The 15,067-nt window shown below is 73.7% G+C and carries 8 protein-coding genes; all 8 read right to left on the reverse strand.

Annotation, left to right across the window (positions count from 1 at the left end; genetic code table 11):
- Window positions 1–12: 12 nt before the first annotated feature.
- The 8 genes from ACH4RC_RS13935 to ACH4RC_RS13970 all read right to left on the reverse strand — a co-directional run bounded on the left by ACH4RC_RS13935 (window position 13) and on the right by ACH4RC_RS13970 (window position 15,059).
- Window positions 13–2,856 (reverse strand): PQQ-dependent sugar dehydrogenase, encoded by a 2,844-nt coding sequence (locus ACH4RC_RS13935; protein ID WP_398200485.1) that lies wholly within the window; start codon window positions 2,854–2,856, stop codon window positions 13–15.
- Window positions 2,857–3,181: 325 nt separating this feature from the next.
- Window positions 3,182–4,621 carry a DUF6519 domain-containing protein gene (locus ACH4RC_RS13940; protein ID WP_398199566.1) on the reverse strand — a complete coding sequence of 480 codons (1,440 nt, stop codon included), beginning with the start codon at window positions 4,619–4,621 and terminating at the stop codon, window positions 3,182–3,184.
- Between the two features lie 82 nt (window positions 4,622–4,703).
- On the reverse strand, window positions 4,704–6,884 hold the full coding sequence (locus ACH4RC_RS13945; RefSeq protein WP_398199569.1) for a hypothetical protein: 2,181 nt from the start codon (window positions 6,882–6,884) through the stop codon (window positions 4,704–4,706).
- Entirely contained in the window at window positions 6,881–10,609 is a 3,729-nt protein-coding gene (locus tag ACH4RC_RS13950) for a putative baseplate assembly protein (protein ID WP_398199572.1), read from the reverse strand. Before ACH4RC_RS13950 ends, ACH4RC_RS13945 begins: the two co-directional genes overlap by 4 nt.
- A complete protein-coding gene (locus ACH4RC_RS13955; RefSeq protein WP_398199575.1) occupies window positions 10,606–13,800 on the reverse strand; it encodes a putative baseplate assembly protein in 3,195 nt (1,064 codons plus the stop codon). Before ACH4RC_RS13955 ends, ACH4RC_RS13950 begins: the two co-directional genes overlap by 4 nt.
- Window positions 13,797–14,201, reverse strand: coding sequence for a GPW/gp25 family protein (locus ACH4RC_RS13960; protein WP_398199577.1), 405 nt, complete (start codon window positions 14,199–14,201; stop codon window positions 13,797–13,799). Before ACH4RC_RS13960 ends, ACH4RC_RS13955 begins: the two co-directional genes overlap by 4 nt.
- Window positions 14,198–14,530, reverse strand: coding sequence for a hypothetical protein (locus tag ACH4RC_RS13965; protein WP_398199579.1), 333 nt, complete (start codon window positions 14,528–14,530; stop codon window positions 14,198–14,200). Before ACH4RC_RS13965 ends, ACH4RC_RS13960 begins: the two co-directional genes overlap by 4 nt.
- Window positions 14,531–14,543: 13 nt before the next feature.
- Complete coding sequence (locus ACH4RC_RS13970; protein ID WP_398199582.1) at window positions 14,544–15,059, reverse strand: phage baseplate assembly protein V; 516 nt, start codon at window positions 15,057–15,059, stop codon at window positions 14,544–14,546.
- Between the last annotated feature and the right edge of the window lie 8 nt (window positions 15,060–15,067).

Consider the following 15,067-nt stretch of genomic DNA (forward strand, 5'->3'; position numbering starts at 1 on the left):
CGGCAGGGTTCATTACGGCAGGGTCCACTTCTGGTTGACGCCGGCGTGGCAGGTCCACAGATGTACGGGCGTGCTGTCCGGCCAGGTGCCGCCGGAGGCGTCCAGGCACTTGGCCGACTGCGGGTTGCGGACCGTACCGTCGGACTGCGGCGCCCACTTCTGCGCACCGGAGCCGTTGCACGTGTAGAGCTGGATCTTCGTACCGTCCGCGCTGCCACCGCCGGACACGTCCAGGCACTTGCCGAGCGCCTTCAGCGTCTGGTCCGCGCCCACGGTCCACTGCTGCGCCGAGCTGTCGTTGCAGGTGTAGATCTGCACCTGGGTGCCGTCCGCGGACGCCGCGCCCCGGACGTCAAGGCACTTGCCGCCCACCCCCTTGATCTGCCCCGTACGGGAGGAGGCGGAGGTCGCGAAGGAGAACTCGTCCACGTCGAAGAGGGATCCGCTGCCGCCCTTGAAGACGAGGTAGAGCGAGGTCGAGGCGGCCGGCTGGCTGCTGAGCGGGGCCGTCACGTCCTGGAAGGTCTCCCAGTCACCGGTCACCGGTACGGTCGCGGTCCCCAGCAGGGTGCCCGTGCTGGAGCCGGCCCGCACCTCGATGGTGCCGCCCGCGCCGGCCGAGGAGACCCGGGCGGTGAAGGAGGTGGCGCTCGCGAGGGTGTAGGGCGTGAAGGAGATCCAGTCGCCGTTCTCGATGTTGCCGACCGTCTTGCCGCCGTGCGCCGGCGCGTGGCTGACCACACTGGCGCCCGCGGTGGAGCCGTAGTGCTCGGCCTGGCGGTGGCTCGGCTGGACGATGGCCTGGGCGTGCGAGGTCAGCGCGGGCTGGCTGTTCGCGCCCTTGTCGGTGTACTCGGCGTCGATGACCCCGAAGATGTTGGCGTTGGGGTCGTGTTCACCGTCCGCGAGGGTCTGCAGGGTGCCCGTGCACCCGGTCGTGGAGGTCTGCGGGTGGCCATGGCTGTCGTGGCCGACGATGAAGGTGACCTTGACCTTGGAGCAGTCGACGGTCCCGTCCTCCGGGTCGGTCACGGTGACCTTGAACGGGATCGCCGCGCCGAAGTCGTGGATGCTGCCGTTGAGCGGCAGGTCGACCTTGACCGTCGGGGCCGTGTTGCCGACCGTGATCTGCACCGAGGCGGTCGCCGACTTGCCGGTCGGGTCGGTGACCTTGAGCGTCGCCGTGTACTGCCCGTTGGTGGTGTAGGTGTGCGAGGGGTTCGCCGCGGTGGAGGTGGAGCCGTCGCCGAAGGTCCAGGAGTAGCTGAGCGCCCCGCCCTCCGGGTCGGAGCTGCCCGCGGAGGAGAAGGAGACAGCGAGCGGCGTCTTGCCGGAGGTGACGTCGGCCTTGGCCGCGGCGATCGGGGCGAGGCCGTTCACCGCGTACTCGATGCGGTAGAGGGCGGAGTTCTCGTCGCCGTTGAAGTAGCCGGTGCCGTAGTCCAGGACGTAGAGCGCGCCGTCCGGGCCGAACGCCATGTCCATCACCTGGGTGCCGGTCCAGGGGAAGGCGTTGATGGACTGCACGGTGCCGTTGCCGTCCTGCTCGATGCGCTTGATCCACTTGCGGCCGAACTCCCCGGCGAAGAAGTCGCCGTCGTACTCCTGCGGGAACTTCACGTCCGAGGTCGAGGAGGCGTTGTAGCGGTAGACCGGACCGCCCATCGGCGACTCGGAGCCGTTGCCGAACTCGGGTACGGAGCCGCCGTCGTACGGGATCCAGGCCGCGCGGGCGGGCGGCAGGTCGGTCAGGCCGGTGTTGCGCGGCGAGGTGTTCTTCGGCGCCGCGCAGGTGAAGGCCGAGCCCGGGGTGCCGGTGGCGAAGTCGTGGTCCACGTAGGCGTTGTTGTTTCCGGTGCAGTACGGCCAGCCGTAGTTGCCCGCCGAGGTGATCCGGTTGAACTCCACCTGGCCCGCGGGCCCGCGGGTGGCACTGGCGGTCCCGGCGTCGGGGCCGTAGTCGCCGAGGTAGACGATTCCGGTGGGCTTGTCGACGGTCATCCGGAAGGGGTTGCGGAAGCCCATGGCGTAGATCTCGGGCCGGGTCCTGGCGGTGCCGGGCGCGAACAGGTTGCCGCTGGGTACGGAGTACGAGCCGTCGGCGTTCACCTTGATGCGCAGCACCTTGCCGCGCAGGTCGTTGGTGTTGCCCGCGGAGCGCTGAGCATCGTAGGCCGGGTTGCGGGAGGAGCGCTCGTCGATCGGCGTGTAGCCGTCGGAGGCGAAGGGGTTGGAGTCGTCGCCGGTGGACAGGTAGAGGTTGCCCGCCGCGTCGAAGTCGATGTCACCGCCGACGTGACAGCAGATACCACGCGAGGCGGGCACGTCGAGGATCTTCTTCTCGCTGGCCAGGTCGAGGCTGTTGTCCGCCTTCAGCACGAAGCGGGAGAGCCGGTTGACCCCGTCGAAGGGGGTGAACTGGGCCGCCGTGCCGTCCGAGGGCGCGTCTCCGCCGGGCGTGCTGAGCACCGGGGCGTAGTAGAGGTAGACGAAGCGGTTGGAGCTGAAGCCGGGGTCCACTCCGACGCCCTGCAGGCCCTCCTCGTCGTGGCTGTAGACGCTGAGCTTCCCGGCGACGGCGGTGGTGCCCGCCGCGTCGGTGCGCCGCAGGGTGCCGTCCCTGGAGGTGTGCAGGACCGAGCGGTCCGGGAGCACCGCGAGGGTCATCGGCTCGCCCGTCTCGGCCACCCCCTTCGCGAGGGTGACCTGCTGGAACGCGTCTGCCACCACCGCCGGCGGTGCCTCTGCGGCGATCGCGGCCGGGGTCAGCCCGCCTGCCGCGAGCAGGGCCGGGACGGCCAGCGCGAGCAGGCGGCGGAGTCTGGAATGTCGTGGTGCTCTCGTGAGTCCGGGCATACGTGTGCGCACGGGTGCCTCCCGTTGGGGGGTGGGGTTCCTGAACCAAGTCGGGCTGGGAGAGCCTGGCGCGCGCCGTCGCGCCGTGGAGAACCGGACTACGCGATGTATGACCGGTTCATTTCAAGGAAGTTAGCGGCCTTGACCCGATCCCGGAAGCCCTTTGACGCGCACGCGCCTCTTCTTTCCCCGCTGTCAGGACAAAGGCCGGAACTCGCGTGCACAGGCGGACGGCCCCGGAGCCGGTCGCGCTACGACGACCCCGAGTTCGAGAATGGCCGTGCCGGTGATGACCATGCACCACGCGAGATGTGCGGCGAAGGGGTCACGTGGTCGACTCGACCGGGACGGCCAGCGGGCCGAAGACGTGGCGCAGGTCGGTCACCCCGTCCTGCGCCTTGCCACGGACCCAGGCGAGCGGGGCGTAGTGCGCCTCGATCCCGGCAGGCGGTTGCAGCAGGGGCCGCCGGGCGGTATCGCGCGGCCACTCGACGGTTCCGGTCGCCGTGCGCGCGGGGATGAGCCAGTGATCGCCCGGCCGGTAGCTGCCCTCGGCCGCGAAGTAGACCTGGACGCCGTCCTCCAGGTCGATCCAGGTGCCCTCGCGGCCCTTGAGGGCGAGGGCGCCGTCGGTGAGGCGCGGGGCGCCGCGGCCGGTGCCGCCGCGGTGGTCCCAGCGGCGCAGGAACGGCCGTCGGGCGGCGACGCGGCCCGTGCCGGGGGCGGGTTCCCCGGACAGGCGTACCCGGCGCCCCGGCAGGTCGACCTCCTCCACGCGGAGCAGCGGCGTCCGTTCGTCGCGGCTCTCGTAGGCGGCGTCGGACACCTCGACCCAGTCGCCCGCGCCGAGGTCGAGCTTGTCGTCGGCGCCCAGGGTCGCGAGGGTGGCCCAGGCGCCGTCGAGGGACGCCACCGGCAGGGTGACGGAGCCGTTCTCGCGGGACCATTTGAAGGTGGCCCGCTCGGCGGCGCCGCCCTGGTGGATCTCGACCCGGTACAGCTGGTTCTCCGGGCCCCGGTAACGGGCCTCGGGGTGAGTGACGCAGGGGTCCTCGTCGGCGCGGGAGGGGCGCTCGGAGCGGGCGGCCAGCCGGGCGCCCGAAGTACCGTGCTGTCCGGCCCACTTGTCGAACGCCTCGCGGGCCTCGGCCGCCGTCCCCTTGCGCGCGGGGATGTCGAGCTCCGCCGCGGGCACCGCGAGGACCTGCCAGACCACCTTGCGGCGGGCCGCTGTGTCGGGCATGGCCGCGCCGAGGGCGACCTCGCGGATCTCCGGGTCCTCCACCGCCGTGACGGACCGTTCCCACACCTTGAGGTACACCAGGTAGGGGAACTTGTCGGGCAGCCGGTCCGTCTCGCGTTCGGGGTCGCGGTAGCCGTCGGGCTGTGTCCAGTAGCGCCAGAGCGTGTCGTCGTCCGCGCCCGGTGCCCGCTCGCCCTGCTCCCCTTCCCCGCTCTCGGCGGGGACCCCGGGCTGTGGGCGGGTGGCGTCCAGCGGGATGCCGTCCACGTAGTAGCGTCCGGCGCCGATGGTCAGGTCGTCCGGCACCCGGTTGCCCGCCTTGTAGGTGATGGCGAAGCCGGGGGCGGCGGCCGGGCCGCCGTGCCGCCCGACCAGGTCGGTGACGGCGGTGCGTTCGCGGTGCAGGGCGATCGCCGTCTGTTCGTTGGCGTCGGCGTCGAGCTGGACGCGGCCCTGCTGTGCAAGGACCGCCGAGTAGTGCTTGCCCGGCCGGAAGGTGACGCGGGAGAGGTCTGCGTGCATGGATCTGGTCCCCCCTGGGAGGTCGCGCGAGAAGAAGCGGGAGAGAGCGGAGAGAGCGGGAGATGGTGTCGGAGCGAGGCGCTCAGGTGACGTGGATGATTCCGGCGTCGGTGCCCGCCGGTACGAACTCCTCGAGCCGTGCGCGCAGACCGTCCTCGCGCTGGGGCTGGAACAGGTCGTGGTAGACGCCGAGTTCGCTGCCGTCCTCGGCGCCGCGGGTGATCTCCGGTGCGCAGCGCCGGGCGAGCCGGGCGTAGTCGGGCGTTCCGTACCGTTCGCTGGTGAACAGCGGCCGTACGCGCTGGGCCTCGGCGTCCTGGCGGCCGGGGAGGTCGGCGGGGTCGCCGCCGTCGCGTTCGGCGCGCTCGCGTTCGGCGCCGCGGACCTCGTCGGGCTGGCAGTGGTAGCGGCGCGGGGTGCGGGAGCCGGGTGGGACGTAGGAGAAGCGCAGGCAGCCGAGGGAGCGGCGGGCCACGTGCAGGCGGCCGGTGAAGATGGTGTCCTCGGCGCTTTCGACGGCGTGGACGTGCACTTCGCCGAGGACGGTCGTGCGGTGGGCGTGCAGCACCGCGTGGGCGTGCCGGCACTCGGGCGCGGACAGCGCCTCGCGGTCCGGGCCCGTGGCGTCCAGGACGCTGTCGGCGAGGTGGATGTGGACCGGGTCCGTGCCCACCTCGTCGCCGGAGACCAGGATCGTGCCGAGGACGGACCGTTCGATCTGGACGCAGGCCGTGGTGCACTCCAGGACGAGGCTGGGCTCCTGCGGGGAGTGCGGCTCGCAGTGGGGCTCCAGGGACCAGCCGGGGACCAGGGTGCAGTGCCGGATGACGACGGCGCCGACGGGCCCGGTGACGTTGACGCCGCGGCCGGTGATCAGGAGTCCGTCCAAGGTCATGCGCGGCGGGGGGCCGTCTCCTTCGTTGCCGCGGATGTTGAGCGCGTCGGGGCGGTTGCTGTACCAGTCCAGGAGGCGGATGACGGGCCTGGTGCCCTCGGCGGCGCGCAGCTCCAGTCGGTCGCCGGGGCGCAGGTCGAAGTCGAGCTGTTCCTGGTAGGTGCCGCTGTGGGTGATCTCGATGACGGCTTCCGTGCCGCCCTCCGCCCGCCACCGCTCGTAGGCGTCGGTGATCCGCTCGTCGGGCTGGTCCGGGCCGACCCGGTAGACGGGGGCGCCGCGCGGCGTGGTGCGCTCGCGCGGGTACTCCCCTCCCCCGGTGTCGTCGGCGAACGCGTAGTGGTAGGTGACCCAGACGCCGCGGCGCGGGGCGGAGCGGGCGCCGAACGCGATCCGGCCGAGCACCGGGTCCACCGCGACCTGGCCGCGCCGGGGCCGGTAGGTCCAGTCCGTCAGATCGGCCACGACGAGGTCGGCGGGTGCGACGGGCTCCTCGTGTCCGTCGCGCCAGATGGTGAGGCTCTTGCCGGGGCCGTAGTGGTCGGTGAGCCCGTCGGCGAGCGCCCGGCGCCGCAGGTAGGCGGGGACGTGGTCGGCGCCCGCGAGGTGGGACGGCGAGGGTTCGGGCTCCGGGCGGGCCACCAGCGGGGTGTCGTTGCCGAGGAGGGAGAAGGTGTACAGGTTCCTGGCGCGGTCCACGCAGTAGGCGGGCGCCCGGGTGACCGAGTACGGCTTGAGACGCCACACGAAGAGGCCGACGCCCGCGGGCGTGTACCCGCCCTGGCGTCGCGCCGATCCGGCCCGGCGTACGTCCACGGTGTGGGCGGCCGGGTCGAAGGGACCGCCGAGCAGGTCGAGTCCCGCGCCGTCGCGCACGTCGGCGAGGCGGCCGCGGGCCACCCTGCGGGCGTCGGCCGCCTCCTCGCCCGCCCCGTACAGGCGGACCGGCTGGGCGGAGGAGAGGAGCCGGGAGAACTCCACGGCGCGCGCGGGCCATTCGGCGACCGACGCGGACAGCTCCTCCAACAGCGCCAGGGTGCCTTTGCGGCGGCGGCCCGCGACGGTGGCGGCGACGTCCCGGCGCGGGGCGAGCCGTTCGGCGAGCGGGCCGCCGGGCCGCAGCGCGAGCGCTTCCTCGTAGCCGGGCGGCAGCCTGAAGCCGACGAGGTCGCCGAGGTAGGGCACGGCCCAGTCGGCGCAGGTCTCGATGAACCAGTCGTCGTACGTGGCCTCGATGCCGGCCCGGACCACATCGGCCTGCTCGGCGATGACGGCGAGCAGGGCCCGCAGCGTCTCCCCGGTCTCGGCGTCGCGCAGCCGGTGCCACTGCGGCAGCAGCCCGTACAGCCCGTCGGGCTCCCTGGTCATGCGCGGACCTCCTTGAGGATCAGCGTGTCCGGTACGTCTGGGGACAGCAGTGCCAGCTGCGCCGGGCGGACACCGCGGAAGACGAACACCGAGCGGCCCTTCGCGAGCGGCGAGGTGTCGGTGATGTCGGGGTTGAGCCGCAGCAGTTCGGCGACGGAGATGCCGTGCCGGGCGGCTACATAGGTGAGGGTCTCCCCGTCCCGCGCCACCCGGTGGAGCTCCTCCTCGTAGCGGGCGAGGCGGGCCTCCACCACCGGCTGGGGTGCGGTCAGCCGCTCGCCCAGTGCTTCGAGGCCTGCCGGGGTGACACTGCCGGGCACGCCGGTGAACGCGTCGACGTCCACGTGGTCGACGCCCGGTACGGCCTGCGCGGCGGCCAGCACCTCGGACAGGTGGGCGCTCTGGCCGAGCTCGCGTCCGGCGTAGCCGAGGCGGGCGAGCAGTGCGCGCCGCACCCGCGGCTCCACCAGGTCCCACCGGTGGTCGGGGTGGACCTTGACCCCGGCGACGACGACCAGCAGGACCGGCTCCCGGACGGCGACGACGACCGGCAGCCCCGGGTCGCCCAAGGCGGTGAGCGAGGAGTGCAGGGTGCGGACGACGTCGGAGTCGGCGGCCAGCGGGATGTCGTCGACGCCCGCCACCGTGACGTGCACGATCTGCCGTGCCCCGTCGGAGAGTTGGCGCGCGCTCGCGCGGCCGATCCCGGCCCGGGCGCGGGCGAAGTCCGCGTAGTCGGGCACCGAGACGAGCCGGTCCAGGGCGGTGACGGCGAGGGGGATGTTCCGGCGCGCCGACCCCGGGCCGTCCGGGTCGGCGCCGCCCGTCGCGGGCAACGGGTTGACGACCGAGCTGACGCCGAGCGGGCGGGTGGTGAGCTGGGTGATGCGCCCCGCCTTGACGTTGGCGGCGCGGCCGACGCCGACCCGGTAGCGGGCCCGGACGTTCTCGTGCCCGGTGGGCAGCCGAGCGCCGTGCACGCCGTCGCCGAAGGTGACGGTCGTCCGGCCGCCCTCGGTGACGCCGGTGACGTACACCCGCTCGTCCGGGGCGCGGCCCGCGAGGCTGTCCGTCTCGTGCCAGAGCACCCCGTCGACCCGTACCTCCAGGGTGCTGCTCGCCCCGAGCGGGGTGTCGGCCGCGAGCCAGGTGAGCGGGGACTGCCACAGGGCGAAGGTCTGGCCCGTGCGCGAGGCGTCGCCGCTGCCGATCGGTTCGTCGCGGGTGGCGCCGTGGGTGGCGTGCACGACGTTGCCGAGGATCTTGACGGTGTCGCGCCGGTAGCTGTGGGCCAGGGCGGCGCTCAGGGTGAGTGTGGTGTGCACGGCGTCGCCCGGGATCCGCGGGTCCACGGACTGCTCGACACCGGCGATCATCGTCAGCTCCGTGCCCTGTACCCCTGGCGTGCCGGGGATGTCGGTGCGTTCCCCGGTGACGACGATCCAGCGGCCGAGGTCGAGGCCGTCGTACAGGTCGGCCAGCTCGATCCGGTTGCCGCGCACGTCGTCGGTGACCTCCTCGTCGGCGACGGTCAGGGGCTCGCCGCGCGCGTACACGGTGGTGTCCCTGATGTGCGAGAGCAGGACGTCGTGCTCGTCCAGCCAGCGGTCCTCCAGGGTCAGTTCGGTGACCTTGCCGGTGATGCCGAAGTCCGCGCGGGACAGCACCCGCACACCGGTGACCCGGGTGATGACGAGCGACAGCTTCGGATCGCCGGGGATCTGGCCCGCGGCGCCCTTGCGGGGGCGGTGGACCGCCACCCAGCTGCCGGGCGCGATCCCCTCGTACACGGCGTCCAGTGCGATGACGTTCCGGGAGGTCTGGGACAGCTGGGAGGTGAGGGTGATCTCCACGGCCGGGTCGGACCCTGCCACGGACCGGCCCACGGTGACGCGGAGGCCGCCGTGGTCCTCGGGCGGCGCCTGCTCCCCCGGGGCGAGCCGGTGGTCGAGGGTGGTGCCGTTCCCGATGGTGACGTGGACGAAGTCCTGCTCCATGCCCTCTTTCTCGGAGACGAAGAGGGTGCGTACGGGCAACTCGGCCTGAAGCTCCGCCTTCACACCGGGCTCGGGGGGCTCGGCGGCCCCGGGGCCCGGCTCCGGCTCCGGCTCCGGCTCAGGACGTGTCGTCGTCAGCTTGACCCTGCCGGGGCCGAAGTCGACCGTGCCGGTGAACGGCAGCGCGTACCCCGCCTGCACGGATCCGCCGCCCTCCACATAGGTGAAGTCGACGCGGTCCGGCACCGCGCCCCTCTCCTCGTCGAAGCCGACCTTCATGCTGATGAACTTCGACCCGGTCAGCGGCCAGTCCTCGTACCGGACGACCTGATTGCCCTGGTAGACCGGTTTCAGGGGCGCGGTCGCGCCGAACGGGGTCGCGGTCACCCGCATCGCCCGCAGCTCGCGCAGCGCCGACGGCGCCGTCGCGTCGGTCTGCCGCCAGGCGTCGAAGAGGCCCTCGCGCAGCCGCGGGTCGAGCCCGGCGAGGAGGTGCGGGGCGAGGTCGGCGCCGGGCGCGAAGATCTGCGCGGGGTTCCGGGCCAGATGACGTGCGGTGAGCGGCGGCCGTACGGGGGCCGTGCGCAGGGCGGGCAGCAGCGCGCCGAGGGCCGCGAGCGCGGGGTGGGCCGGGGCGGGGTGGCCCGGGGTCTCGTCGGGCTGCGGCGGCTCGAGCGCCCGCGCCTGTTCGCTCAGCCGGTCGAGCCCTTCCGCCAGGCGTGCGAACCAGTCGGCCACCTCGTCGTGGTCCCGCGCCAGCTCCTCGGCCTCGTGGGCGCGTTCGACGGTGGCGTCCAGGCGTGCGGCGAACGCGGTCGGCGTCGTCAGCTCGTCCAGGTCCGCGCGGAGCGGGGTGAGCACCTGGTCGTCGAAGTCCACGACCAGCCGGCTCCCCCCGGGCCAGGGGCTGTTGGGCCCGCTCTCCGCGTCGGTGACCCACTCCCGGGCCTCCGCGACCAGATCCTCCAGGGACGGCAGGGCGGGCCCCGGCAGGCCGATGACCGTCACGGCGTCGTCGCGGTCGATACGGGCGTCGGACACCGTGAGCAGGGTGCGCAGCGAGCGGTCGGCGCTCTTCTCCGCGCTGAACACCAGGAGCAGCTGATCACCGGCCTTCAGGTTGTTGGCGGTCCCCGCGACGATCAGCTGCTGCCGCTCCTGGAGGGAGCGCGCCGTGATCCGGTAGGGGCGGCGCCGCAGGATCCGCAGCTCGTTCCACGACCAGCGGGCCGCGAGCGCCTCCGACGTCTCGAAGGGCTGTGCCTCCTCCCCCGGTCCCGGGACGCTCTGGCTGCGCGCGCCGCGCGCGATCGTCACCGTGGGGTCCTCACCCGGGCGCGGATCACGGTCGAGGCCGTACGCCAGATAGGTGTCGGCCGCGACGCCGGGCCGGGCCCTGTGGCCGACGAGCCTGCCGAGCAGGGCCAGGGAGTGTTCCTCGGTGGCGGTGCGCAGGTACCCCTCGTCGGCGATCCGCTCCGAGTAGAAGGTCAGCAGGTCGCCGAGGACCGCCCAGGCGTCGAGGAGCGCGATGGCCGGGTCGTCGGGGGTACGGGCGGTCAGTCCGCGCAGCGCCGGGTAGGCCGGACTGGAGAGGCGGGCGAGCATGGCGGACAGGAAGTCGGCGTGGCCGGCGGTCCGCAGGGCCAGCGTGTCGGCGCCGGGCGGCGGGCCCGCTTCCGCGCCGGCCTGGCCGTCCGCGCAGCCGCAGTGGCAGGTGCCGGTCATCGGCCGCCTCCGATCACGAGGGAGAGCCGGCCGTTCTCCGGCCGGTCGGGGTCGTTGTCGCACTGGGCGATCTCCAGGGGGCCCAGGGGCAGCACCCCGGCCTCCAGTTCTCCGTCGTCGTCGCGGAACAGCCGGCGCAGCCGCGTCACCCGGGCGCTGAGCACGCCGGGCACCGCGGCGGCGGCGGCCACCAGACGGCTGACGCGCACGGGGTCGCCGAAGGTCAGGGCGTCCGGGTGGAAGAGGCCGGTCCGTCCGTCGGGGAGCCTGGTGGTGCCGAGGGCGCGGCGCAGTGCGGCGAGGACGTGGCCGCGCTGCCGGCCGGGGGCGACGCACACGGTCAGTTCGATGTCGAGCGGGACCGTGCGGGCCGGGTGGACCACCACGTCGTGCCCGATGCGCCGGTAGCGCTCCAGGGTGTCCGCCACGGCGTCGAGCAGCCGCGCATCCGCGCTCGACGCCGCGTCGCCGAGCGGGTCGACGGCGACGTGGACCTCCACGACGCTGCCGGTCCAGCGCAGGTCGGCGGCGGCGCGCTGCACCCCCGGCACCGCCGTGGCCAGCTCCGCGTAGTCGTCGGCGGTCACCGCGCGCAGCCGGGTGCGGCGCAGCGCGAGCGGGGCGAACTGCCGCACGTCCGCCAGGGATTCGGGGGCCGTGCCGCCGACGGCGGGCAGCGGGTTGCGCACCCGGACCACTCCCTCGGGGCGCTCGCGGTGCCCCGCACAGAACACGAGGTGGTTGATGGACTCCGCGCCGACGTTGCCGTCGGGGCCGTTGCCGGTCCGGTAGGAGACGTCGAGGTCCGCGCCGGGCGGGGGCGGCGCCCCGTGGCGGCCGTCGCCGAAGCGCAGGGCGAGCCGGCCGTCGTCCTCCAGCTCACCCACGAAGTGCCGCTCCCGCCGCCCGTCGGACAGCAGGTCGCGGCGCGGCGTCCACACCTCGTCACCGACGGCCGCGGTCACGGCCGGGAGCGCCGTACGGGGATCGGGTGCGGCCAGAGCGGCGGCGGGTCCGGTCAGCGCGGGCTCGGCCGGGTGGAGGCCGTGGGCGTAGGCGCGGCCCCAGCAGTGGCGGACCTCCCAGGCCGTTCTGGCGTCGAGGACGGTGCCTGCCCTGGCGCGGGCGACGAGGACCGCCAGCCGCCGGAGCTTGCCCGCGAGCAGCCGGTCGCGGCGGGACAGCAGGTCACGCAGCGCGCGGGCCGGATGGTCGGCCGGCCGTACCTCGTCCAGGACCTGGGCACCGAACAGGACGGTGAGTTCGGCGATCTCGGAACGGGACAGCTCGTGGTGCTCGCGCGCCTTGCGCCACAGCTCCTCCAGACGCGCCCGGACCCGCTCGGGGATCGTGACAAGGAGTCGCGCCTGGGCCGCCGCGATCTGCCGGGGGTCCGGGTACGGCGCGGCCTGGGTGACCGGCGTCCCGCGCAGGACCGGCCGGAAGCGGACCGGCAGGCCCGGATACGTCACCTGGGCGAGCAGCGTCCGAAGGGCGTCGGCCTGCGCGTCCGCCGTGGGCGGTGCGACCCGCTCCTCGGGGTCGGAACCGGCGGCGATGTGCAGACGCGTCCCGATCCCGGCCCGGGTGACCGCTTCCTCACCCACCAGGCCGCGCGCTTCCCGGACCTGGCCGGGGGTCAGCTGGTGCCCCGCCTCGGCCAGGGCGAGCAGCCGGTGCAGGTCCTGGGCGGTGGCGCTGCCCCCGTCCCGGTCGCCGCAGCCGGAGTCCGGCGGCCCGCACGGCGGGAGGGTCACCGGCTCGGGCGGCACCCGGAAGCGTTCGGCGGCGGTGCCGCAGAACGTCAGGGAGCGGCCGTGATCGGCGGGCACCACGTTCCCCCGTACGAGGCTGATGCCGTCGATCAGCCGGCAGTCGGGGCCGCCGCGCGCGGACAGGGTCACCGGGAAGGTCAGGGCGTCGGCGTCGTCCCAGGCGACCTCGACGACCGGCTGGTCGTACAGCTCGTCCACGAGCGGGGTGACGGAGGTGAGACGGACGGCCTGCCGGTGCGCGGGGTCGGCGTCGGCGGGCGCGCCGGTACGGGGGCCGAGCACTTCCTCGACGAGGAGCAGGTCTCCGGGTCCGAGGTCCAGCAGCCGCGCACGCCCCGTGCCTTCGAGGGAGTCCTCGTCCGTCCAGGCGTCGCGCAGCGTCGCCGAGGTCGCGCCGACGGGCAGGGAGCACTCCTCGTCGCCCCATGCCCAGAAGCGGATCGCGTTGTGCTGCGGCCGTACGGTGACGTCGCGGGTGTGCAGCGGCTCGAAGATTTCCAGGACGTCGGCGCGGGCCGCGAGCGCGTCCAGGTCCTCGTCGGTGACGACCGTGCCGAGGTCGGGCCGCTCCCTGGGGTCGAGCCCGCTGACGTCGACGGCCGCGAACCGGTAGGTGCCCGCGCGCAGTTCGACCTCGCGCTCGGTCTCCAGGGCCACGAACGCGCGGGCGTTGCACCCGTCGTGCATCGCGTAGTCGACGAGCCGTACGTGGCGTCGTACGGACACCCGGCGCCTGGCCGTGTCGAGGTACGCCTCGGTGGCCACCGCGTCCTGCTGGTAGGCGAGCCGGTCGGCGGTGTGGGCGAGCAGTTCGACGAGGGTGACGCCCAGGTCGGGGACGTGCCGTTCGGTCAAGGCGGGCGTGGTCAGGCTCATGCGGTCGAGCAGCAGGCGGCGCAGGCTGTCGTAGTCACGGGCGGTGTAGTCGATGACCGGGCGGCCGGCGCGCGCGGGCGGACACTCGCGGGGCACGGGTGAGCAGTCGAGGGCGGTCGGGCAGGACGGCCCGAACGTGAAGTCGGCGCCGCCGTAGCGGGGATCGAAGCCGTGGTACGGCCGGGTGCCGGGCCGCCCGTACGCGGCGCTCTCCACCACACTCAGCCGGTAGGTGGACGTGTCGCCCGCCCGGTCGAGTGCGACGTGCAGCAGGTCGTCGTAGTCCGGGTCCTCCGCCCGCTCCGCGCTCACGTCGACGGCGCGGATGCCGGTGACACGGCGCCCGCCGTCGATACGGACGTTCTCCGGGCCGATGTGGCGCGGCGCCCTGCCCAGGAAGGTCACGGTGAGGGTGCGCCCGTCGTCGCTCACCTCGACGCCGTCGACTCCGTTGAGCCGGGCCGCGCGGACGTCCGCCCTGCGCCGTTGTGTGCCATGGCATTCGGTCGCGCCGCCGGGGCCGTTCTGCGTCTGTTTCACGCGGCTCCCCTCCTTTCGGGCCCCTCGGGCCCCTCGAACGCGTCGTCGCGGCGGGTGCCGGTGCGCAGCACCTCGTAGACGAGGCGCACCCGGACCACGTTGTCCTCGCTCTCCACGTCCAGGGACTCGGCCGTGATCACGTCGCCGAGCCAGCGCTGGAGGGCGGCCTGCACGGAGAGGTGGAGGGTGGCGGCGAGTTCGGGGCTGTTGGGCGCGAAGACCAGGTCGAGGAGGCCGCAGCCGAAGTCGGGGCGCATCACCCGCTCCCCGGGGCTGGTGAAGAGGAGTTGTTCGATCATGTCGCGGACGTGGTCGTCGTAGCCGGCCTCCGCGGTACGTCCCCTGGCGTCGATCCGTAACGGGAAGGCGATGTCGGTGCGGCGCGCGCGGGAGAGGTTCACCGGCCCACCGCCCGCTGCTGCACCACGGAGACCGTCGCGTCGCCCTGCGGCGCCTGTTCCGCGCTGTGCCCGGTCCCCGTGGACGACTGGAGCAGGACCGGCGAGCCGCCCGCGCGGATCCGGGACGACGGGCCCTGCCAGCGGATCGTGGTGCACGGCTGCGGCTTGTTGCCGACGGTGAAGGGGCACCCCGTGACCGTGTACAGGTCGGCGGTGACGGAGGCGAAGCGGCCGTCCACCACGACGCGGGACTGCGCCGGCTGGACGGTGGCGGGCGCGCCGTGCGGACAGGTGACGGTCGCGTTCGCGTGCAGCACGTTTCCGGGCATGGGTGGTCCCCCGTCAGGTGACGCTGAACGCGTCGTCGTTGATGGTCACGGTGTTGCCGGACAGCGAGACCTTCGCCCCGTTGCCGTTGTCGATGTGGATCCCGGAGTCGTTGACGACGATCGAGGCGCCGCTCGGGGCCTTGAGCGTCAGCCCGGTCTCGGGGTCGTCGGAGAGCACGATCCGGCACTGGAGTCCGGTCTGCAGGACGGTGTTCCTGCGGCCGGCCGCGCCCGCGTCGGCGGACTGCGGGACCTCGGCGGACGATCCGTACCAGCAGCCGGTCCAGACCGGGTAGTTGATGTCGCCCTGCTCGAACTCGATCCAGACCCCTGCGCCGGACGGCGGTACGGCGTAATGGCCCATGCCGGGTCCGGCCACCGGGAAGCTGGGCATGGCCCAGGTCGACGGCTCGTCGCCGAGGATGTCGGGCACCTTCGCCGTGATGCGGCCGATCCCCTGGGGGTCGGCGGTGCTCTCGACAGTGCCCCGGTACTTGCCGAGGTAGCGACGGGCTGGTTCAGCGGCCATACGGGGGC

Source organism: Streptomyces sp. NPDC016845 (genome assembly GCF_044332585.1).
In the GTDB taxonomy this organism is placed as follows: domain Bacteria; phylum Actinomycetota; class Actinomycetes; order Streptomycetales; family Streptomycetaceae; genus Streptomyces.